Genomic DNA, 22,488 nt, shown 5'->3' with positions numbered 1-22,488 from the left:
CCTCCTGCTGAGGCCGCGGTCGCGACCGGTGTTGTCTCGGGAATGGTACTCCATTTCAATCGATGGTATACATTTCCCTGAACACTTGACCATCCTCGGCGGTCGTCGACCAGGCCCCGCGAAGCAGTCGGAGAGAAGACGATGAACCCCGTCGCCACCCCCGTCGCCGTGCGCGCGATCACCTGGGATGCCGCACTTGAGGAGACGCTCTCCCGCGCCGCCGACCCTGCGCAGACCCGATCCGTGCTCTCCCGCGTCCGGCCGACGATCGGCGGTGGCTCAGAGCCTCGCCATCGGGTGCACTCGGTGCACCGTCGCGCCGTGAATCTGCGCATCGCGGACGAGCTCGTCGCCCTCGTCTCCCCCGACCTGGACGATGCCCCGGCCACCGTCCGCGTGCCCGTCGACGACTGGACCGCGCTCCAGGTGCAGCCGGGGGACGTCGTGTCGATCGCCCCCGACGGTTTCCGGATCGAGACGGAGAACGGCCCGATCGCGGTGCTGACGGGTCCCGCCGCCCCCTGGATCCCCTCCGACGTCTGCCTCTGCGCGCTGTCCCCCGCACACCTGCGGCGCGCCGAGGAGATCATCGGACGCACCCCCGCGCCGACCGCGCAGACCGCATTCGGCCGCGCCGCCGCCGCACTGCTGACCGCTCGCGGCGAGGCTCTGGAAGCGGCGCTGCTCCGGCGGGATCCGGCCGGGATCGCCGATGCGGCGAGGCGGCTGCTCGGGCTCGGCGAAGGCCTCACCCCGTCCGGTGACGACGTCCTCACCGGACTCGCATTCGTGAGCGCGCAGCGTGGCATGCGGCTGCACGGCGCGCTCCCCTCCCTGACCGCCGCTCTCGACGAGGACGGCGCGGAGCGGACGACGCTGCTCAGCACGGTCACCATCCGCCACGCGCTGCACGCCCGCGCCCCGCAGAGCCTGCATGCGCTCGTCCGGGCCGTGCGCGACCGCGACGATGCGCGCACCGAGTCCGCGGCCTTGCGCGTCGCGGCCATCGGACACACCTCCGGCACGGACATGCTCAGCGGCGTCCGCCTTGCCCTGCGTACCGAGGCGGCGCTGCGCACCGCCCCCGCACCCGTCCCCGCGACGCCGACGTCCGGGATCGTCCAGAAGGAGCACGTGTGATGACCAAGACCGCACCGGCGGAGAGCAGCACCTCGGAGTTCGAGCACGAACCCGTCCCGCTGAACCATCGCAAGTCGCTCTTCACCGTTTCTGCGGTGTGGTTCGGCTTCCCGATGATCCTCACCAACGCCGTACCCGGCGGCCTCGTGGTCGCGATGCTCGGATTCTGGCCCGGTGTCGGCGCGATCCTCACGGCGAACGCCATCATGTTCGTCTACGTGAGCCTGCTCAGCTGGCGCGCGGGCCGTACCGGCAAGAGCTTCTCGCTGCAGGCGACGGAGACCTTCGGCACCGCCGGATATGCGATCGCCTCGGGCTTCCTCGCCACCGTCGTGGTCGGCTGGTTCGCGTTCAACACCGGCGCGACCGGTGCCAGCCTGGGCGCCGCGTTCGGCTGGAACGAGACCCTGGTCGCGGGCCTCGCCGGACTGGTGTTCATCGGCATCACCTACCTCGGCATCCGTGCGCTGTCCGTGCTCGGATCCATCGCGGCGCCGCTGTTCATCGCGGCGGTGATCATCGCGATCACCATCGCGGCGCAGAACCACGACTTCTCGGCCGTCTTCGGCTACCAGGGCGTCGGCGGCGGGGCGATGTCGTTCGGGGTCGCGGTCACCGCGATCATGGCGACCTTCGCCGACTCCGGCACGATGACCGCCGACTTCACCCGCTGGGCCCGCAACGGCAAGGAAGCGGTGATGGCCACGGTCACCGCGTTCCCGGTCGCGAGCCTGGTCGCCCAGCTCAGCGGCGCCCTGTTCGTCGCCGCCGGCGCGATCGTCGATCCCGCGTCGAACGGCGGCAACTTCGCGCCGATCCTCACCAGCACGCACAATCCGCTGCTCGATGTGTTCCTGCTGGTGTTCGTCGTGATCAACCTCGGTTCGGTCTGTACGCACTGCCTCTACAACGGCGCGCTGGGCTGGTCGCACCTGACCCGCTCGAAGATGCGCGTGCTCACCCTGATCCTCGGCGTCATCGGCACCCTGGTCGCCGTGCTCGGCGCCTGGCACTACTTCGTGAACTGGCTCGTCCTGCTGGGCGTGCTGGTGCCCCCGCTCGGCGCCGTCCTCATCGCCGACCAGATCATCCTCGCCAAGCGCAACGCCGATCGCGCACCGCAGCGGTTCCGCTGGACCGCCCTGGTCGCTTGGGCCATCGGCGCAGGGGCGGCATTGCTCTCGCACTTCTTCGCCCCCGTGCTGAGCGATGCTGTCGTCGGCCTCGTCGTGGGATGCCTCGCCTACCTCGTCCTCGAGCGGTCCCCCCGCTCGCGGACCGCGCCCGCCAAGGAGACGACCCGATGACCGTTTCGGACAGCGCACGCATCTCGAGCAGCACGCGCATCTCGAGCAGCACGCGCATCTCGAACAGCACAGACGAGCGGTATCTCGCCGCGGCGTCCGCCGGCGACCTGGACGGCGTCCGCGCCGCTCTCGCCGACGGCGCGGACAAGGACGCGCAGGACCGCGAGGAGGCGTCGGCGATCCTGCTGGCGGCGCGCGGCGGCCACCTCGACGTCGTGCGCGCGCTCATCGCGGAAGGCGTGGACATCGACGCCCAGGACCAGACCCAGTCCAACCCGTTCCTGTACGGGTGCATCAACGACGACCTCGAGCTCGTGACCGTCATGGTCGAGGCAGGCGCCGACCTCAAGCGGCTCACCCGCATGGGCGGGAATGGTCTCACCCCGTCGGCGGAGAAGGGCCACCTGGAGGTCGTGCGCTACCTGCTGGAGAACACCCGCATCAACGTCAACCTCACCAACAACCTGGGCTGGACCGCTCTGATCGAGACCATCATCCTCGGTGACGGCGGCCCGGTGCGCCGGCAGATCGTCGAGCTGCTGCTCGCGCACGGCGCCAAGCCCGGCATGCCCGACCCGTGGGGAACGTCCCCCGCCGACCTGGCCCGCGAGCGCGGATACGACGAGATCGTCGCCATCCTCGAGCGCGCCCAGGCCTGAGACTCCTCGAAAGGATCCCGATGACCAGGCACATCGAAATCAGGAAGAACACGTACCTCGACTCGGTCTCGCTCATGTCGATGAGCACCAAGGCGAACGCCGTCGACGGCGTGACCCAGGCGCTGCTCGGCATGGCCACACCGATGAACAAGGAGGTGCTGCTCAACGTCGGCGTCCAGGATCCGGCGATCGACGCGGCGAAGCCCAGCGATCTCATGATCGTCGTCGACGCCTCCGACGACACCATCGAGGCGGCGATCGAGGCGGTTGACGACATCCTCGCGCGCAAGAGCAAGGGCGCCGCCGGCGTGGCCGAAGTGCGCTACCGCACCCTGGACGGCGCGTTCACCGAGGTTCCCGACAGCAATCTCGTGCTCATCTCGGTGAACGGCGCGTTCGCGGCCCGCGAGGCGCGCAAGGCGCTGAACGCCGGCAAGCACGTGATGATCTTCTCCGACAACCTGCCGGTCGAAGACGAGCTGGCTCTCAAGACGCTGGCCCATGATAAGGGTCTGCTGGTCATGGGGCCGGACTGCGGCACCGCGATCATCAACGGCACCGGTCTGGCGTTCGCCAACGCCGTCCGTCGCGGATCCATCGGCATCGTCGGCGCGTCCGGGACCGGCAGCCAGGAGCTGAGCGTGCGCATCCATGACTTCGGCGGCGGCGTCTCGCAGCTGATCGGCACCGGCGGACGCGACCTGTCGACCGAGATCGGCGGCATCTCCATGATCGACGGCATCGCGGCTCTCGATGCGGATCCGGAGACCGCGGTGATCGTGGTCGTCTCCAAGCCTCCGGCCGAGGAGGTCGCCGACAGGGTGCTCGCCGCAGCCGGCGCGGCGTCCAAGCCCGTCGTGGTCACCTTCCTGGGCTCGACTCGCACCGAGAGCGGCTACGACAACGTCACGCTCGTCTCCGGCACCAAGCCGACCGCGATCGCGGCGGTCGTCGCGAGCGGGATCGACGAGTCCACGCTCGACACGCACCCGCTGAACCTCCCCCTGATCGAGGAGGTGCGCGCCAAGCTCGCGCCCGAGCAGCAGTACGTGCGCGGCCTGTTCTGCGGCGGCACGCTGTGCGACGAGGCGATGTTCGCGGCCCTCGCGACCTACGACAACGTGTACTCCAACATCCAGAAGGATCCGGCGCGCGTCATCGGCGCGATGGACGCGTCCCGCGAGCACACGTATCTCGACATGGGCGACGACGACTTCACCAACGGCCGTCCGCACCCGATGATCGACCCGACGCTGCGCCTGCAGCGCCTGGTCCAAGAGGCCGACGACCCGACCGTCGGCGTCATCGCGATGGACTTCATCCTCGGATTCGGCTCGCACGAGGATCCGGTGGGCGTGACGATCCCGGCGATCCAGGAGGCCAAGGCCAAGGCCGCCGCGCGCGGACAGCACCTCGAGATCCTCGGCTATGTGCTCGGCACCGACCTGGACACACCGGCCATCGCCGACCAGGTCGCGAAGCTCGAGGCCGCCGGCGTGACGATCGCCTCCTCCTCCACCAACCTCGGGCTGCTGGCCCGCGAATTCGTCGCGAAGGGTGACAACTGATGAGCGTCAACGACCTGTTCGGCTCCGCACTGAAGCCGGTCAACCTCGGCCTCGACATGTTCGCCGAGGACCTCGAAGCGCAGGGCGTCAGCCCCGTGCTCATGGACTGGACCCCGCCGGGCGGCGGCGACCCCGAGGTCATCGCCGCGCTCAGCCGGCTCGAGGACCCCGCGATCGCCGCGCGGATCGATGCGGCGAACGAGGAGGCGCTGAGCCGGATCCTCTCCGCGCAGCCGTTCCTGGAGGGCTTCGGCCAGGCGATCGACGTCGTCCCGGGGATGACGGCGAAGACGATCCTGCACGCCGGTCCGCCGATCGGGTTCACCCGCATGTCGGGCCCCATGAAGGGCGCCGTGACGGGCGCACTGGTCTTCGAGGGACTCGCGAAGGACCTGGACGAGGCGTTCGAGCTCGCCGCCTCCGGCGAGATCACGTTCTCGCCCTGCCATGAGCACCAGTCGGTCGGTTCGATGGCCGGTGTCACGAGCGCGAGCATGTGGGTGCACCAGGTGCGCAACCGCACGCACGGCAACCTCGCCTTCACGAACCTCTCGGAGCAACTCTCCAAGATCCTGCGTTTCGGCGCCAACGATCAGTCGGTCATCGACCGGCTGAACTGGATGCGCGATGTGTTCGGCCCGGTGCTCTCAGGCGCGATGAAGCTGAACACCGACGGGATCGACCTGCGTCTCATGCTCTCCCAGGCGCTGCACATGGGCGATGAGGCGCACAACCGCAACGTGGCGGGGACCACGCTGCTGATCCAGGCCCTCGCGCCGTACATCCTGGAGACGGACTTCACGACCAGCCAGAAGCGCGAGGTCTTCGACTTCGTCGCCTCGTCGGACTACTTCTCGGGCCCGACCTGGATGGTCACCGCGAAGGCGTCGCTGGATGCGGCGAACGGCATCGAGGACTCCACGGTCGTGACGACGATGGCCCGCAACGGCGTCGACTTCGGCATCCGCGTGTCCGGCACCGGCGGCCAGTGGTTCACCGGCCCCGCGCAGCAGGTCGTCGGCCCGATGTTCGCCGGCTACACTCCGGCGGATTCCGGGCTCGACATGGGCGACTCCGCGATCACCGAGACCTTCGGCATCGGCGGATTCGCTATGGCCGCCGCGCCCGCGATCGTCGCCCTCGTCGGCGGCACGGTCGACGAGGCCATGGGCTACTCGCGCACCATGAACGCGATCACGACCGGCAACAACCCGAACGTGACGATCCCGGCGCTCGACTTCATGGGCGTACCCACCGGCATCGACGTGCGCAAGGTCATGGAGACCGGCATCCTGCCGATCATCAACACCGCGATCGCGCACAAGGATCCGGGCATCGGCATGATCGGCGCCGGCATCACGCACCCGCCGATCGAGGCGTTCCAGCAGGCGCTCGTGGCCCTCGCCGATCGCATCGCCTGACCTTCGGACGGCACATCTCGTCACCGTGCGGATGGGCGACCCAGAACACTCTGCCGCTGACGAAGGAGGCCGGCACCCGTATGGGTGCCGGCCTCCTTCGTGTCTCCGGATGCTTCGCGGGGACTACTTCTTCTTGCCCTGAGCGCGCCGCTCCGCGCGGTTCGCCGGGGCCGCCTGATCGCCATCGACGCGCTGGCCGAAGGCACCGCGCGCGGCGGGCTCGGCAGGCTCCTCGTTCTCGGACTGAGCGCGTGCGGCCGCCTGGCGGAGGCGATCCGTGGCCGCCTGCTGCACCTGGCCCCGGTCGTTGCGGACCTCGACGTCGCCGGCGTCGTTGGGCGCGGAGTACTCCAGGCGCTGGTCGCCCGCGGACTCGGCGAGCCCCTTGGCCTCGACCTCGGTGATGCCCTCGTCGCCGGCCTGGCGCACCTCGACCTCGAGGTTGTAGAGGTAGCCGACCGACTCCTCCTTGATCTGGCCCATCATCGCCTGGAACATCGAGTAGCCCTCGCGCTGATACTCGACCAGCGGGTCGCGCTGCGCCATCGCGCGCAGGCCGATGCCGTCCTTGAGGTAGTCCATCTCGTAGAGGTGGTCCCGCCAGCGGCGGTCCAGCACCTGCAGAACCACGCGACGCTCGAGCTCGCGCGTGGCGGCCTCGCCGAGCGACGTCTCGCGCTTCTCGTAAGCGACCATGGCGTCCGAGACCAGCTCGCGCTTGAGACCCTCGGCGGTGATCCCGCCCTTGCGACCGCCGGCCTCGGCGACGACCTCGTCGATCGTCACGTCGACCGGGTACAGCGTCTTCAGCTCGGTCCACAGGCTGTCGAAGTCCCAGCTCTCGGTGTGCCCCGTGCTGGTGTGGTCGTCCACGATCGCGCCGATCGCGTCCTCCACGAAGTGCTTCACCCGATCGGCGATGTCGTCGCCCTCGAGGATATGCCGGCGGTCGGTGTAGATCGCCTCACGCTGACGGTTGAGCACGTCATCGTACTTGAGGACGTTCTTGCGCATCTCGGCGTTGCGCGCCTCGACCTGGCTCTGCGCGCTGCGGATGGCGCGGGTCACCAGGCCCGACTCGATCGGCATGTCCTCGGGGAAGTTCGTGCGGGCGAGGATCGCCTCGGCGGCGCCCTGCTGGAACAGCCGCATGAGGTCGTCGGTCAGGCTCAGGTAGAACCGGCTCTCGCCCGGGTCGCCCTGACGGCCGGAGCGGCCGCGCAGCTGGTTGTCGATGCGGCGCGACTCGTGGCGCTCGGTGCCCAGCACGTACAAGCCGCCGGCCTCGACGACCTTGGAGCCCTCGACCTCGACCTTGGCCTTCATCGCCTCGTAGGTCTCATCCCAGGCCTGCTCGTACTCCTCCGGCGTCTCGACCGGATCCAGACCCCTCGACTTCAGCTCCTGCACGGCGAGGAACTCGGCGTTGCCGCCGAGCATGATGTCGGTACCGCGGCCCGCCATGTTCGTGGCGACGGTGACGGCGCCGAGGCGCCCGGCGCGGGCGACGATCTCGGCCTCGCGGGCGTGGTTCTTCGCGTTCAGGACCTCGTGCTTGATGCCCTTCTTGCTCAGCAGCCGGGAGAGGTACTCGCTCTTCTCGACGCTGACGGTGCCGACCAGCACCGGCTGCCCGTTCTCGTGCCGCACCGCGATGTCCTCGACCACCTGCGCGAACTTGGCCGTCTCGTTCTTGTAGACGAGGTCGGACTTGTCCTGGCGGATCATCGGCCTGTTGGTCGGGATCGGCACGACGCCGAGCTTGTACGTGGACATGAACTCGGCTGCCTCGGTGTCGGCCGTTCCGGTCATGCCGGCGAGCTTGTCGTACAGGCGGAAGTAGTTCTGCAGGGTGACCGTGGCGAGGGTCTGGTTCTCGGCCTTGACCGGCACAGCCTCCTTGGCCTCGATCGCCTGGTGGATGCCCTCGTTGTAGCGGCGCCCGACCAGGATGCGGCCGGTGTGCTCGTCGACGATCATGACCTCGTCGTTCATCACGACGTAGTCGGTGTCGCGCTTGAACAGTGCGAGCGCCTTGATCGAGTTGTTCAGGAACGAGATGAGCGGCGTGTTCGCCGACTCGTAGAGGTTGTCGATGCCGAGGTAGTCCTCGACCTTCTCGATACCGGGCTCGAGCACGCCGACCGTGCGCTTCTTCTCGTCGACCTCGTAGTCGACATCAGGCTCGAGGGTGCGCGCGATCTTCGCGAACTCGGCGAACCAGCGGTTGGCCTCGCCCGATGACGGACCGGAGATGATGAGCGGCGTACGCGCCTCGTCGATGAGGATCGAGTCGACCTCGTCGACGATGGCGAAGAAGTGGCCCCGCTGGACGAGGTCCTCCTTGCGCCAGGCCATGTTGTCGCGCAGGTAGTCGAAACCGAACTCGTTGTTCGTGCCGTAGGTGATGTCGGCGTTGTACTGCTCGCGGCGCACCTCGGGGGTCTGCCCGGAGATGATCACGCCGGTGGTCATGCCGAGCGCGCGGTAGACGCGACCCATGAGCTCCGACTGATAGGAGGCGAGGAAGTCGTTCACCGTGATGACGTGCACGCCCTGGCCGGCGATGGCGTTGAGGTACGACGGGAAGGTCGCGACGAGCGTCTTGCCCTCACCGGTCTTCATCTCGGCGATGTTGCCCTCGTGCAGCGCGGCGCCGCCCATGATCTGGACGTCGTAGGCGCGCATGCCGAGCGTGCGCTTGGCAGCCTCGCGGACGGCGGCGAAGGCCTCGGGCATGAGCTGGTCGAGCGTCTCGCCCTTCTCGAACCGCGCGCGCAGCTCTGCGGTCTCATTGCGGAGGTCCTCGTCGCTGAGCTTCGCGAAGTCGTCTTCGAGCGCGTTCACGGCCTTGACGACGCCGTTCAGGCGGCGCAGGATCCGTCCCTCGCCCGCGCGCAGCAGCTTCTCAAGAGGATTCGCCACGGATTCCATCTCCCTAGGGGTTCTGTGCCCGATCTGTTTCGGGGGCCGCGCGCGTCGCGCGCACGGCATACGCACTCATGTTACCGGGCCGTGACTTGTCGATCCCCTGGGCGGAGCCGGGATCCGCCCAGCGGTTCGGATGCGACTCCGGCGAGTGGCTCAGAACGGCGCGTCTGCGTCGGGTGGTGGATCCGGATCCGGTTCGTCGGTGGTGAAGGTGACGGGTGCGGGTGGCTTGTCGATATAAGTCGAGCCGCCGGGACTGGTCCATTCGAGGACGCCCGCGCCTTTTTGTTTCACGGTCCACGCGGTCTGGTGTTTGAGGATGTGGTGGCGTCGGCAGAGTCCGCCGAGGTTGCCTTCTTCGGTGGCACCACCGTACGCGGCGTCGATGGTGTGGTCGAGGTCCTGGGCAGTGGGTGGGAGCCCACAGGTGACGAACCGGCAGCGGGAGTCGCGGGCGTGCAACAGCCGGCGTAGGTCGGCGTTGGGCCGATAGCGGTCCACGGCGAGGATCGCCCCGGTGACCGGGTGCGTGAGCACGCGTTCCCAGGCGACGGCGCCACCGGCGAGGATCCGGGCGGTGTCGGTGTCGATGGGTTGCCCGCCGGCGAGTTCCCCGGGTTGCTCGACGCGGACACCGAACGCGGATCCGAAGCCCGCACCCGGGGTGTCGGCGGCCATCGCAGTGAGCACCGGGACCGTGACCTCGACCCGTGCCTGGATCGCCGAGAGCAACCCCTCGGTCGTGTCATGCCCGGCCGCGACGCCGGTGAGGAGGGTGTCGGCGCACAGGTCGGCCCGAAGCTGATCCATGTTTCGGTCATCGCCCGGGACACCGAGATCATGCGGATCCGGATCCCCGCCCAGGCGGCGTCCTTCGCCGCCTGGGCGTTCGCCGTCTGCACCGCCCGGGCCTGCTGGCTGAGCCGGTCGTAGATCCCATCGATCACGGCGGCCGCGTGGATCATCCCGAGCATCTTCTGCCCGTCGCCGAGATCCTCCCGCCACACCCGACGCTTCTCCTGCGCCTCCCGGTGCCGTTCCGTCAAGCTCCGCGGGGCGAGGCGTTCCGCGACCCGCTCGACCACACGCTTCGCCCGGTGCGGGGTCTCCCCGACGCACGCATCGACCGCCGCCCGCTCGAACTCCGCCCGCACCCCGCCGTCCAGCCGCGCCCCGGCATCCTGGATCAGCCGCACATGCCCGGCGTTGATCCTCGCATCCGTAAACGCCCGCATCGTGGCGGGGAACTTCGTCATCAGTTCCGCGGCACGCACCATCCGCCCCTGCACCACCCGGTCGGACATGTGCAGCACCGCCGCCAGTTCCGCCGCGACGCCGCGCGCGGCGAGATCCGCCGACTCACCCCGCACCCCGGACGCACCGTCCGCGGCGGCGAGGTCCTCCGCGAGCCGCTGCGCAACCGCGAGGTGCGCTTCCTTCAACGCCTGCAACCGGATGATCGTCGCCTCGGTCGTCGCCAACCCGTCCGTCAGCGCGGCCAGCACGACGGCCGGATCCACCGGGTCCACCCCGGGATCCAGAACCGTGCCGGTCGAGCTCGTCATACCCCCCATTCAACCCGGGGCCACCGACATTCCGGGCTGGGAAAGGGCCAGATCAGATCCAAAAACAATCACGGTTGGATCACGACTCTCACCCACCCGAGGAACCACGAATCGGACCAAGCGTCGCGCCGCCAGAGAACCCCGACGGCAAGCACGACTCCTCCGACGCGCCGACGTCGCCCGCCTCGCGAGGGCGTTTCCCGGTATGCATATACTCGGAAACAGATTCCGGGAAAGGAAATATCCATGTCGGTGCGCCAGAGCCTCCTCGCCATCCTCGATCAGGGCCCGTGCTACGGGTACCAGCTGCGCGCCGAGTTCGATCGGCGCACCGGTTCGACCTGGCCGCTCAACGTCGGCCAGATCTACAACACGCTCGAACGCCTGGAGCGCGACGGCCTGGTCGAGCGCGGCGACCCCGACGAGCAGGGCCACGTGTACTGGGCGATCACCGATGCCGGATCCGCGGAGGTCGCCGGGTGGCTCTCCTCCCCGGTCGAGCGCGCCACCGGCACCCGCGACGAGCTCGCGATCAAGCTCGCCGTCGCCGCGACATTGCCCGGCGTCGACGTCGCCGCCGTCATCCAGACCCAGCGCAGGGCGTCGCTCGCCCAGCTGCAGGAGCTGCAGCGAACGAAGTATGCGGGTGCGAGTCCGGACAGTCCCGAGGAACTGGCCTGGACGCTCGTGGTCGACTCGATGATCTTCACCGCGGAGGCGGAGGTGCGCTGGCTCGACCACACCGAGCAGCGCCTCGCCCAGCACCCGCAGCACGTGCTCGAGCTGGAACTCTCCAGCGAGCGGCCCAAACGCGGGCGGCCCTCCCGCGCCGTCCCGGTCTGATCGCCGAGGGCGTAGCGGTTCCACAGCCCGCGCACGGTCCGGGACCATAGGATCGGCCCATGGCCGGATTCTGGGGCAGACGCAAACGTGAACAGGAAGAGCTGCAGGCGCAGGACGCGGATCTCGCGCGCCGCGCCGAGCAGGCGATCGTCGCCGCAGACGAGCGGATCCGCACCTCCTCCGACGAACTCGCCTTCGCCACGGCCGAGCTCGGCGAGGAGATGACCGCGGACTTCCACGCGGTGCTGGACGCCGTGCGCACGCACATGGGCGAGGCGTTCCAGCTGCACCAGCTGAACCATGACGAGATCCCGGACACCCCCGAGGAGCTGCGCACACGCAACGCTCGCATCGTGCAGCTGTGCCAGTGGGCCGAGGACCTGATCGACGAGAAGTCCGCCGCCATCGCCGATTCCGTGGCCCGCGTGCGCAACGCACCGCAGGTGGTGGCCAAGGTTCGCGCGGACGCTGCCGCCCTGGAGGGCCGCGTGCCGCAGGCGCAGGCGTCCGTGGAGCGGCTGGCCACCCGGTACTCCGACGCCGCGATGCAGCGCATCGCGAAGAGCGCCGAGGAGGCCGCGCAGCTCGTGGTCTTCGCGAACCACGGCGCGGACGTGTTCGAGCGCCGCCGCGACGCCGGCCGCAACCAGGAGGCCGTGCTCGCGCTCGAGACGGCGACCGAGGCCACGCGCCGCGCCTCCGCCCTGCTTGACGCCGTGGACGACTTCGAGATCGAGGCGCTGCGGGCCGAGTCCACGCTCGCCGAGGTCGTGGCCGATTCCCGGGGCGATCTGGCCGCTCTGCCGGCAGCACCGGACGCACCCGCCGTGACCGCGGCGGCGACGGAACTGCAGCGGGCGCTGAACTCCCTCGCACCGGCGGGAACCCGCACGGATCCGTTCGGCGAGCTCACCCGCCTGCGCGCAGCGAACTCCGCGCTGGACGCCGCCATCGCGGCCGCTCGTTACCGCGCAGAGCACCCGCTGCCCACGATCGCCACCGTGCAGCACGCGCTCGACGACGCGGACCGGCAGCTCGGAGTCGCGCGGGGCTTGATCGAAGGTCACCGCGGCTGGATCGGCGCCGACGCCCGCACACGCCTCGCCGAGGCCGAGCGGCTCCGCGTGGACGTGCCGTCTCTGCTGCCCGCGGAGGAGACCCGCGAAGAAGCCCTCGGCACCGCGCGGCGCGTCGCGCAACTCGCCGCGGAGGCGCTGCAGCTCGCCCAACACGACATCGACCGGTCCCGCCCTGACCAGGGCTGGGGCGGAGGCGGCGGCTGGGGCGGAGGCGGCGGCAACGGTTGGGGCGGCGGCCGTGGCTCCGGCGGCGGGGACGTCGTGACGGGCGTGCTCGGCGGCCTCGTCATCGGCGGCCTCCTCGGCGACATCTTCGACTGACCGCACCCCCTCACTTTTCGAGTCGTCCCCCTGAGCACGGCCTCTAGGCCGTGCTCAGGGGGACGACTCGGTTGTGGAGTACACGCGAAAGCGGCCCGGGAACCTCCCGGGCCGCTTCGTCGTCTTCAGAGGATCGACGTCAGCCCACGAGTGCCTCGGCGGGTGCCGCCTGGGTGGTGAGCGAGATCACGCCGTAGTCCCAGCCCTTACGGCGGTACACGACGCTCGGGTGGTCGCTGCGTGCGTCCACGAACAGGAAGAAGTCGTGGCCGACCAGTTCCATGCGGTCGACCGCCTCTTCGACGGTCATCCACTCCGCATCGAAATTCTTCGTGCGGATGACGACCGGTGAGTAGTCCTCCTCGACCTCGATCGTCGGGATCGCACCTGTGGAGACCGCGTGCAGGGTGTCCACGGAGACGGGGTGCACATCGATGCCTGCGAGTTCGCCGGTGCCCTTTTCGAAGTGCGCGCCGCGCGGATGGTGACGACCGTCGATCCGGCGCTCCTTGGCCCGCCGCACCTGCTCGATGAGCTTGTCGACCGCGAGGTCCAGTGCGACGAACTTGTCCGCGTCGCGCGCTTCGGCGCGTACCAGCGGCCCCTTTCCGTTGAGAGTGAGTTCGACGGTCTCGTCCTCCACATGACCGCCGCGATAGGAACGATGGGTGACCTTCACGTCGAGGCTCTGCGCCTTCGTCGCGATAGTCGCGATCCGTGCGGTCTTCTCTTCGACCACCGCTCGGAATCGATCGCTGATGCCGACTCCGACACCGACGATGTTCGTTTCCATCCTGACCTCCTTGTTCCGGTCCGACCGGTAGGGGGCGGACCGTGGTCGCCTTTGTGAGTCCCCACCGTAGTCGTCGGACCCCGAGATGTCATCCACTATTCATCTGTGTGTCGTGTGGATCCGGATCGAGACTCGCCAGGATACGCATCCGGACCGTGCCCGGCACCGCGATGCCGACGTTCGGGACGTCATCCGCGGCGCCGGGTGGCGGCGACCGCCACCGCGCCCACGACCTGGAAGCCCGCCGCGCGGAGCGCCCTGGCGGCTTCCTCGCAGGTCGCCCCCGTGGTGATCACGTCGTCGACGATCAGAGCGGCCGTGCCGTCGCCGGCCCTCGTCGCGATGAGACCCCCGCCGAGGTTGCTCCGGCGCTCCCGCACGCCGAGCGCGCGCTGATCCCGCACGCGGCGCGTGTACGACAGCCCACGCAGCATCGGGATGCCCGTCCCGCGTGCAAGCAGCTCCGGCACGCGGAATCCGCGCCGGCGCAACGCGGCCCGTGTGGTCGGCACCGGCACGACGACGTCGATGCGGCGCGGAGCGGAGGCTCCGGCGCACAGGTCGTCCACGGCCGCCTCCAGTGCCGGCCGCAACGGCCGGATCAGCGAGGTCTGGCCGTCCTCCTTGACCGCGCGCAGCACGGCGGCCGCGGCCCCGTCGAAGGCGAGCCCTGCGCGCAGCGCGACCGCGTCGGACCGTGGGCGCACCACGCGAGGCTCCAAACCCGCCGCGCACAAGTTGCACAGCGCCGTCCCGGTCGCACCGCACCCGGCGCACACGGAGGCGAAGGCGAAGTCGGCCACCTCCCGCAGGAGCCGGCGGACGACGCCGTCGGCGGGCGACACGGAAGACGACATCTCGCGAGGCACGTCACCAGGGTGCCCGGCCGGGAACGCCGCCCGAGTGCCGCTGCCGCGATCGGTGCGGAACCGGTGGCGTCCGGGGTCTGTGCAGGACGATCCAACCCGCCCGTGATCTGGGACTCGTGAGGATCCTCCGCAGACCCAGTCCTCAGCTGCCGCCCATCTGCACGGCGAGCACCTTGACGTTCGTGCTCACCTGCGTGGGGGTCGGCCCGCTGCGCACCCACAGCACGCCGTTGCCGAGCAGCTGCACGGTCGTGGTCGGCGACGCCGGTGCGATCGACTGGGTCGTATCCGGCACATCGACGGTCTTCGCGGGTCCGCCCACCTGCTGCGCGCGCAGCACCAGGCTGGACCCGTCGGTGGTGAGCACGCCCACTGTGGTGTCGTCCAGCCAGGTGATGTCGGTCGCCCCCGTCGGCCACGCGATCACGTTCGGGTTCGCCACGCCGATCGCCGTGGGCGCACCGCGGTCGTCCCGGGTGATGGCAGCGACCTCGATGCGGACCTGGCCGTTCGCGCTCACGGCCATCGCGAGCCGGGCGCCGTCCCTGCTCACCGCCATCGCCATGATCTGGCTGGCGTCCGGAGGCCCGGCGAAGGCCGGCTGGGACTTGGCCAAGTTCGACCAGGCGAGGATGGACGAGGGCGATGACTGCGGCACCGTCCAGATGTAGCCGAAGGGATCCAGCGTCGGAGCGATGAGGCCGGAGCGCGCGTCGATCTCATCGGTCCTGCCGTCCGTGACCGCGTAGACATGGCCGCTGGCCCCCTGCACCGCCACGCGCTGCGCACCGCTGGCCGCACGGATCGCAGTGATCGCCTCGGGGAAGTTCTGCAACGGCGCTGAGACGCCGGCGACCGGCGCGAGCTCCCCGCCTGTCAGATAGCCGAACCCCTTGTCGGTGAGCACGAGCGGACGCGAGTCGACCGACGTCGACGCCGGTGAAGCGGACCCCGCGTTCAGATCGCGGCCCGACACGGTGAGCTTCACCTGCAGCACCCCCACCCCGCTCAGGCTGCGCTCCAGCTGCGTGCGCATCCGCGCCAGCGTGACCGGATCCACATCCGCGGGCACGTTGGCGAGAGCGACCTCGGCGACCTGCGAGTCCGGAGTCACGGTGTTGCGGCCCAGCGCGATGTCTCCCGTGAAGGAAGTGCGCACCGCGCCGTTCAGCCAGGAGCTGGGCTTGCCGCTGACCAGCGACTGGACGATCCTGCTCGCCGTGTTCTCCCGCTTCGGGAACCAGCGCACATCGGGCACCAGATAGGTCCAGGTCGGATCGAAGTACTGCAGGTCGTAGGGGGCGAACACGTCGGCCGCCGCGAAGGAGTCCGCGTCCAGCACGATGCCATCCGGCGCCGCGGAGATGCGCCACTGGCCGTCCTTGTTCTTCGCGAGCTCGAACGGGAGGTCGCCGGCCCGGTTCACGGGCGTTCCGGAGTAGGCGCCGGTCTCGTCCACGATCCCCGTCTGCTGCAACCCCAGATGCACCGTCGCCGAGCTGGCGTCCTTCGGCAGGTCGGGGAGATCGAAGCGGCGACCTGCAGATCCGGTGTCGATCGTTACGCCCGCGTCGGGCTTCCACTTCTGTGCCTCACCGGAGGTGAGGAACTGCCGCGCGATGCCCCAGCTGTCCTTGGGACTCGAGGCGGCGTCGATGAAGCCGCGCACGATCTCCTTGGGATCCATCCCGTCCGACGGCCCCTGCGGCACGAAGGCGAGGTCCGATCCGCTGTCGCTCTGATCGGCGGAGAGTCCGGGGCGCACGTCGCCCGTGATCGGCAGTGACGCACAGGCGGTGAGCCCGAGGAGGGCGAGAGCGACGACCGCTCCGCGCAGGATCCGTCCGAACCTCATGACTTCTCCTCCTCGGCGGACGATGCGACGCGCGCCTGATCGCCGGGCTGGACGATCGGTGCGGTGTTCACGCCGATCTCCGCGATCGCCTCGACCGGTTCCAGGGGCACGGGCGACGAGCCGTCCAGCGGTCGCGCGCCGCGCGGCAGGGTCAGCACGAAGTTGGTGCCCTCTCCGGGCCGCGACCACACGGCGAGGGAGCCGCGGTGCAGCCGCGCGTCGCCCAGGGCGATCGACAGCCCCAGTCCGGTGCCGCCGATCGTGCGCGTGCGCGACGGATCCGCCCGCCAGAACCGGTCGAACACGCGCTCCGCATCCTCGGCGGTCATGCCCATCCCGCGATCGCGCACGCCGACGGCGACCGCGTTCTGGCTGCTGTCCACCGTGATGACGATGGGCCGCCCCTCGCCGTGCTCGATCGCGTTTCCGATGAGGTTGCGCAGGATGCGGCGCACGCGGCGCGGGTCGAGGTCCACCGGCGTGTGCCCGCCCGGGGCGACGAAACGCAGCTCCGTGTCGTGCGTCGCCGCCAGGGGCCGCATGTCGTCCACCATGTCTTCCGCGAGGTGGGCGAGGCTGATCGCCTCGGTCTCCAACTGCACGGATCCCGCGTCGTAGCGGCTGATCTCCAGCAGATCCGCGAGCAGCGTGTCGAATCGGTGCACCTGCGTCTGCAGCAGCTCCGCGGTGCGGGCGGTCGTCGGGTCGAACTCGTCCCGACGGTCATTGAGCATCTCGGCCGCCAGCCGGATGGTGGTCAACGGCGTGCGCAGCTCGTGCGACACGTCCGAGACGAATCGCTGCTGCACGAGCGACAGCTCGCCGAGCTCCTTGATCTGGGCCTCGATGCTGTCGGCCATCGCGTTGAAGGATCGGCCCAGGATCGCCAGCTCGTCCTGCCCGCGCACCGGCAGACGCACATCGAAGTCTCCGCCGGCGAAACGCGCGCTGGATTCCGCGGCCTCGGTGATCGGATGCACCACGGTGCGCAGTGAGAACCAGGCGATCACGCCGATCAATGCGACGAGCACGATCCCCGCGATCCACAGGCTCGACTGCACCAGCACGAGTGTCTGCTCGGTGTCGGCGAGATCGTAGGCGATGTACAGCGCATACGCCCCCGCCCCCGGGGCGTTGAGCTGCCGTCCCACCAGCAACCCGGCGTGCGTGGATCCGTCCGCGTCCTGCAGAGCGACCGGCTGCCACCACTGCTTCGTGGCGTCTTTCTCGACCCGCTGCTTGAGCTGATCTGAGACGACGTCTTGGCTGAATCCGCCCAGGGTCGCGCCCGGCGGCGCCTGCGGATCGATCGGGATCACGCCGAACACCCGCGAGGCCGAGACCAGCTGGACCTGCCCGCTGACCTCACGCATCAAGCCGATCTGCGCGGTGCGGTTACCCTGCGTGTCGGCGGAGTACAGCAGGGACTGCGCCGAGTTCGTCGCTCGCTGCGCGTCCTTCAGCGCCTGGTCCTTGCGCGAGTCCCAGAGGTTGTTCTGCACCGCGAGCGCCATCGCCACGCACGTCACCAGCACGGCGACGCTGGTGAGGGCCAGGGCGATCACCAGCGTGCGGAACCGCAGCGACTGCCGCCACAGCTGCGCGGCGCGATGCCCGCTGCCGCGTACGCCGCGCACGGCCGCGTTCGCGAGCGCCACGGTGTTCGTCATCGGCGGACTTTCAGCATCGGCGGGGACCGCTTCTTCTCGGCCGTGGCGTCGGCGTGACCCGCGCGCGGGTCAGACCACGCTCCCTGCGCGATACCCGACGCCACGCACGGTGGTGACGATGCGCGGGTTGTCCGGGTCCAGCTCGACCTTCGCGCGCAGGCGCTGCACGTGCACGTTCACCAGCCGAGTGTCGGCCTTGTAGTGGTAACCCCACACCTGCTCCAGCAGCATCTCGCGGGAGAACACCTGCTGGGGTTTGGAGGCGAGGGCCACGAGCAGCTGGAACTCCAGCGGCGTGAGGGCGATCGGCGCGCTGCCGCGGCGCACCTCGTGCGCGTCGACGTCGATCGTCAGGTCTCCGATGCGCAGCACCTCGCTGGTGGACTGCGGCGTCGGCCGCAGCCGGGTGCGGATGCGCGCCACGAGCTCCTTCGGGTTGAAGGGCTTGACCATGTAGTCGTCGGCGCCGACCTCGAGACCCCGCACGACGTCCGCGGTGTCGCCGCGTGCGGTGAGCATGATCACCGGCACCCCCGACTCCGCCCGGATGCGGGTGCAGATCTCGATGCCGTCCATGCCGGGCAGCATGAGGTCCAGCAGCACGAGGTCCGGACGCTGAGTCCGCCACTCGTCCACGGCCTTCGCGCCGTCCGCGCAGAACACGGGCTCGAAGCCCTCCGTGCGCAGCACGATGCCGATCATCTCGGCCAGGGCCGTGTCGTCATCGACCACGAGGATGCGTGAGGTCATGGGCGGGCAGTCGTCTTTCGGATCTCGCGTTGTTCGGATCTCTTGCGGGACGTGGGCACGGGCGAGCGCCCCCACGTCGGTCCAGCGTACTTCACGACCTGCGGAACTCGGCCGAAGGGCACCGCGGGGCGACGTCGCGTCGCCGGACCGGGCGTCACAGCGGTGTGACACGATGGACCCACACGCGAACCGGAGGACTCGTGAGCCAGCAGAGTGTGAATGCGCAGGGCTGGACCCCCGCGCCCAAGCCCGGCCTCATCCCGTTGCGCCCGCTGGGGTTCGGGACGATCCTCGGGAAGTCCTTCGCGGCGCTGCGGCACAACCCCAAGGTGCTGTTCGGCTTCGCCGTGGTGGTGCAGCTGGTCGTGATGGTCGTGGTCCTGACTGTCGTCGGGGTGGTCTCGTTCGCCACGCTGAGCCGCCTCAGCACCGTGCAGGCGGGCAGCCAGGAGTGGATCACCCTCTACGTCGGCTCGATCGCGTTCATCGGCCTGGCCGGCCTGCTCATGGGGCTGTTCTCCGTCGCGTTCACCGCGATCGTCCAGGGCATCGTCGCCGCCGACGTGCGGGCGGCGGTGCTGCGCGAGAGCGCGACGCTCGGCGCCCTGTGGCGTCGCGTGCGCCCGGCGGCCTGGCGGCTCATCGGATACACCCTGCTCTACGGCGTCGCGGGGGTGGTGGCCGCCGTGCTCATCATCGGCGTGCCGTTCCTCGCGATCGGCCTGCCGACAGGTTTCGACGGCGCGGGCATCGCCTTCGTGATCTTCGCCATGCTGGGCGGGATCGCCGGACTCGTCGTGCTGTCGATCTGGGTCGGCACCAAGCTCATGCTCGTGCCGTCGCTGCTCGTCCTCGAGAGCTCCGGAGTGCGCGCCGCGATCGCACGCTCCTGGCGCCTCACCCGGGGGCGGTTCTGGTTCGCCTTCGGGATCGTGTTCCTCATCGGCGCGATCATGTACGTCGGCACTCAGGCGATCAGCATGGTCGGCAGCCTGGTCACCTCGCTGTTCGGCCCGGTGCTCAACCCCACCGGCAGCACCGACCTCTCCCTCACCGTCAGCACCATCGTGGGTCTCGCGATCACCGAGGTCGTCGTCGTCGTGCTGCAGTCCATCAGCTCCGTCGTGCAGTCCACCGCTGGCGCACTCGTCTACATCGACTGCCGGATGCGCTACGAGGGGCTGGATCAGGATCTGATGGCGACCGTGGAGCGCCGTGCCGCCGGCCACGACGACGGCACGGATCCGTTCCGTGTGGATCCGGCCCGGGCCGTGCGCGCCGGATTCCGCCCTGCGCCCGCGCCGGTGCCCTACCCGCTGCCCCCTGGTCCCGTCCCGGGCTACCCGGCCCCGCAGGGGTTTGCCGGAGCAGCGGCGGCCCAGGGGCACGCCGGCGCTCCGATCCCCTCGGGCTACGCCGGACCGGCTGCGCCGCAGGGGTACCCGACCGTGCCGCCTTATGCCGTGCCCGCCGTTCCGCAGGCCGCGCCCACCGGTTACCGCCCCGGCCCGCGCGCGACGCCGGCGACCCCACCTGCTCCCCCGGCGCCGCCCGCGCCCCCCGCCCCGATCCCGCCCGCGCAGCAGAGCCCCTGGGCCGCCCCGACGCGAGATGACGGGTGGACCGCGCCCGGATCCGATCGACCATGACGGGTCCCGCCGTCCGTGTCGCCGTGATCGCCCTCCCCGCCGCGCTTGGCGCGAAGCTCGCCTCGATCCCCCTCATCCCCGACGGCGATGGCGCGCGTGAGCTGGCGGAGAAGGAGCTGGCGAAGCCCGAGTACCAGGCCGCGAAGCCCACGCTCATCGATCAATGGGCCCGCGCCGTGATCGACTGGCTCGCCGACCTGTTCACACCGCAGCACGCGGTCGACCTCGGACCGTGGGCCGCGATCGTGATCGGCGCCGTGCTCGTCGCCGCCCTCATCGCGGTGCTGCTGATCTGGGGCCGTCCTCGGCGCTCCCGCTCCAGGGCGACCGGATCCGTGCTCCTCGGATCCGCCGACGATCGCACCGCCGCCCAACTGCGCGCCGACGCCGAGCGTGCGTCGCGCGAGGAGGACTGGGCCGAGGCGATCGTGCTGCGCTACCGCGCCGTCGCCCGGTCTCTCATCGAGCGCGACCTCATCGCGCCGGCGCCCGGAGCGACCGCCCAGACGATCGCCCGCGAGGCCGTCGTGCCGTTCCCCGGGGAAGGCGAGGCGCTGCACGCCGCCGCGGTGGCGTTCGACGACGTGCGCTACCTCGGCCACTCCGGCACATCGGCCCAGTACCGCGCGCTCGCCGAGACCGACGACCGCCTGCGCGCGCTGCGCCCGCAGGTGCTGCCCGAGGCGGTGCCCGCATGAGCACCGCTCCCCCGGTGTCACCCGCCCCGGACCGCATCGACGGCCGATCCGACACCCCGTCCTCCGCCGGCGACACGTCCTCCGCCGACACGCGTCCCGCGGGGACGCTCGTGCGTGCGCCACGCCGCGTGCGACGGATCCTGGGCTGGGTCCTGGTGATCGCGCTCGTCCTCATCGTCGCCGCTGCGGGTCTGCTGCTCACATCTGCCTCGCCCGTGCAGCGGGACGCGCTGGACCCGGAGCGCCCCGGTCCGGGTGGCACGCAGGCGCTCGCGCAGATCCTCCGCCAGCAGGGCGTGACCGTCGACGTCGTGCGCTCGCGGGCTGAAGCGGCGGCCCGGCTGGATGCGGAGACCACACTCGTGATGAGCGATCCGTACCCGCTCACGGACGCGGCGGTCACGGAGCTCACCGACGCCGCGCACGACGTGGTGCTGATCTCGCCGAGCTCGCGGATGCTGCGGATGCTGCAGCTCGGCACCTACGCCTTCCCGTCCGGGCCGCCCCTGGCGCGCGCCGACTGCGACGTCCCCGCCTTCGCGCACGTCGGGACGATCGTCCCCGGCCAGCTGTTCCTCCCTGACTCCGGCGTCACCTCCTGCTTCGGCGATGCGGCCGAGGGCGCCGCGGTGCTGATCTCGGAGCAGGATGGCGTCCGTCGCGCGATCGTCGACGGCGACGCGCTGTTCACGAACGAGCACCTCGCCGAGAACGGCAACGCGGCGCTCGGACTCGCATTGCTCGGCGCACGGCCGCACGTGATCTGGTACGTGCCCTCGTACGAGGACTCCGATCGCTCCGAGGTCGACGTACCGAAGAGCCTGGCCGATCTCACCCCCGGATGGGTGACGCCGGTGATCGTCCTGGGCATGATCACCGCCCTCCTCGCCGCCGTCTGGCGCGGGCGCCGGTTCGGGCCGCTCGTCTCCGAGACGCTGCCGGTCACCGTCCGGGCCTCGGAGACCATGCTGGGCCGCGCCAGGCTCACCGCGAAGGCGGCCGACGCCGCGCATGCGGCCGACGCGCTCCGTGCCGGCACGCTCTCCCGCCTCGCCGCACGCCTGGGCCTCGCCGCCCGGGCCGATCCCGCGGCCGTGGCGGATGCCGCAGCGGACCGGATCCGCGTGGACAGGGCCGGTTGCCGTGCCCTGCTCATCGGCCCGCTGCCCGCCGGCGACGCCGACCTCGTCCCTTACGCCCGCCGTCTCGCCGAGCTGGAGACCGCCGTCGAGAACGCCGTCCGCATCGAAAGGAGCACCCCGTGACCGATCGTCCCGGCACCGACCCCGCAGGAACCGCCCCGCTCGGGTATCCGCCGGCGCCGCCCGCCCCGCCGGCAGCGCCGGCCCAGCGGTCGTCCCCGGCGGCGT

At 70.3% G+C, this 22,488-nt stretch carries 17 protein-coding genes; 10 read left to right on the top strand and 7 right to left on the bottom strand.

Annotated features, from left to right (window positions below; translation table 11 throughout):
- Nucleotides 1–141 precede the first annotated feature (141 nt).
- Genes AC1DCT_RS17140 through AC1DCT_RS17120 form a run of 5 tightly spaced genes read left to right on the top strand, consistent with a single transcriptional unit; the run spans nt 142 to nt 6,095 of the window.
- Entirely contained in the window at nt 142–1,140 is a 999-nt protein-coding gene (locus AC1DCT_RS17140) for an oxamate carbamoyltransferase subunit AllH family protein (RefSeq protein WP_477430445.1), read from the top strand.
- A complete protein-coding gene (locus tag AC1DCT_RS17135) occupies nt 1,140–2,447 on the top strand; it encodes a purine-cytosine permease family protein (protein ID WP_477430444.1) in 1,308 nt (435 codons plus the stop codon). The genes AC1DCT_RS17140 and AC1DCT_RS17135 overlap by 1 nt, the downstream gene beginning before the upstream one ends.
- Nucleotides 2,444–3,106: an ankyrin repeat domain-containing protein gene (locus AC1DCT_RS17130; protein ID WP_440732297.1), complete on the top strand. Its 663-nt coding sequence runs from the start codon at nt 2,444–2,446 to the stop codon at nt 3,104–3,106. The genes AC1DCT_RS17135 and AC1DCT_RS17130 overlap by 4 nt, the downstream gene beginning before the upstream one ends.
- 20 nt (nt 3,107–3,126) lie before the next feature.
- Entirely contained in the window at nt 3,127–4,674 is a 1,548-nt protein-coding gene (gene fdrA, locus AC1DCT_RS17125) for an acyl-CoA synthetase FdrA (RefSeq protein ID WP_477430443.1), read from the top strand.
- On the top strand, nt 4,674–6,095 hold the full coding sequence (locus tag AC1DCT_RS17120; RefSeq protein WP_477430442.1) for a YlbE family protein: 1,422 nt from the start codon (nt 4,674–4,676) through the stop codon (nt 6,093–6,095). The genes fdrA and AC1DCT_RS17120 overlap by 1 nt, the downstream gene beginning before the upstream one ends.
- Before the next feature lie 123 nt (nt 6,096–6,218).
- Here AC1DCT_RS17120 and secA read toward each other — a convergent pair whose 3' ends face one another.
- Nucleotides 6,219–9,020 (bottom strand): preprotein translocase subunit SecA, encoded by a 2,802-nt coding sequence (gene secA, locus AC1DCT_RS17115; RefSeq protein ID WP_477430441.1) that lies wholly within the window; start codon nt 9,018–9,020, stop codon nt 6,219–6,221.
- A 159-nt stretch (nt 9,021–9,179) separates the two neighbouring features.
- Nucleotides 9,180–9,836, bottom strand: a complete 657-nt coding sequence (locus tag AC1DCT_RS17110; protein ID WP_477430440.1) for an HNH endonuclease signature motif containing protein — start codon at nt 9,834–9,836, stop codon at nt 9,180–9,182.
- A 1,001-nt stretch (nt 9,837–10,837) separates the two neighbouring features.
- Here AC1DCT_RS17110 and AC1DCT_RS17105 point away from each other — a divergent pair.
- Nucleotides 10,838–11,434, top strand: coding sequence for a PadR family transcriptional regulator (locus AC1DCT_RS17105; protein ID WP_477430439.1), 597 nt, complete (start codon nt 10,838–10,840; stop codon nt 11,432–11,434).
- A 59-nt stretch (nt 11,435–11,493) separates the two neighbouring features.
- On the top strand, nt 11,494–12,834 hold the full coding sequence (locus AC1DCT_RS17100; RefSeq protein ID WP_477430438.1) for a coiled-coil domain-containing protein: 1,341 nt from the start codon (nt 11,494–11,496) through the stop codon (nt 12,832–12,834).
- Between the two features lie 139 nt (nt 12,835–12,973).
- Here AC1DCT_RS17100 and hpf read toward each other — a convergent pair whose 3' ends face one another.
- The 5 genes from hpf to mtrA all read right to left on the bottom strand — a co-directional run bounded on the left by hpf (nt 12,974) and on the right by mtrA (nt 18,771).
- The gene (hpf, locus tag AC1DCT_RS17095) at nt 12,974–13,627 is read right to left on the bottom strand and encodes a ribosome hibernation-promoting factor, HPF/YfiA family (RefSeq protein WP_440732303.1); all 654 of its coding nucleotides are present in this window, start codon (nt 13,625–13,627) and stop codon (nt 12,974–12,976) included.
- Between the two features lie 188 nt (nt 13,628–13,815).
- On the bottom strand, nt 13,816–14,334 hold the full coding sequence (locus tag AC1DCT_RS17090) for a ComF family protein (RefSeq protein ID WP_477430437.1): 519 nt from the start codon (nt 14,332–14,334) through the stop codon (nt 13,816–13,818).
- Nucleotides 14,335–14,638: 304 nt separating this feature from the next.
- Nucleotides 14,639–16,351 (bottom strand): LpqB family beta-propeller domain-containing protein, encoded by a 1,713-nt coding sequence (locus tag AC1DCT_RS17085; protein WP_477430436.1) that lies wholly within the window; start codon nt 16,349–16,351, stop codon nt 14,639–14,641.
- A complete protein-coding gene (mtrB, locus tag AC1DCT_RS17080; RefSeq protein ID WP_477430435.1) occupies nt 16,348–18,021 on the bottom strand; it encodes an MtrAB system histidine kinase MtrB in 1,674 nt (557 codons plus the stop codon). The genes AC1DCT_RS17085 and mtrB overlap by 4 nt, the downstream gene beginning before the upstream one ends.
- Nucleotides 18,022–18,090: 69 nt before the next feature.
- Entirely contained in the window at nt 18,091–18,771 is a 681-nt protein-coding gene (mtrA, locus tag AC1DCT_RS17075) for an MtrAB system response regulator MtrA (protein WP_440732307.1), read from the bottom strand.
- 200 nt (nt 18,772–18,971) lie between these two features.
- On the opposite strand from mtrA, the gene AC1DCT_RS17070 reads away from it, so the two are divergent.
- Genes AC1DCT_RS17070 through AC1DCT_RS17060 form a run of 3 tightly spaced genes read left to right on the top strand, consistent with a single transcriptional unit; the run spans nt 18,972 to nt 22,383 of the window.
- A complete protein-coding gene (locus tag AC1DCT_RS17070) occupies nt 18,972–20,420 on the top strand; it encodes a glycerophosphoryl diester phosphodiesterase membrane domain-containing protein (protein WP_477430434.1) in 1,449 nt (482 codons plus the stop codon).
- A complete protein-coding gene (locus AC1DCT_RS17065) occupies nt 20,417–21,118 on the top strand; it encodes a DUF4129 domain-containing protein (protein ID WP_477430433.1) in 702 nt (233 codons plus the stop codon). The genes AC1DCT_RS17070 and AC1DCT_RS17065 overlap by 4 nt, the downstream gene beginning before the upstream one ends.
- Nucleotides 21,115–22,383, top strand: a complete 1,269-nt coding sequence (locus AC1DCT_RS17060) for a DUF4350 domain-containing protein (RefSeq protein ID WP_477430432.1) — start codon at nt 21,115–21,117, stop codon at nt 22,381–22,383. The genes AC1DCT_RS17065 and AC1DCT_RS17060 overlap by 4 nt, the downstream gene beginning before the upstream one ends.
- The last annotated feature ends 105 nt before the right edge of the window (nt 22,384–22,488 follow it).

Source organism: Microbacterium sp. 10L49 (genome assembly GCF_056395125.1).
Note: the sequence above shows the minus strand (reverse complement) of the source record. Positions and strands in the feature narration are given on the sequence as shown.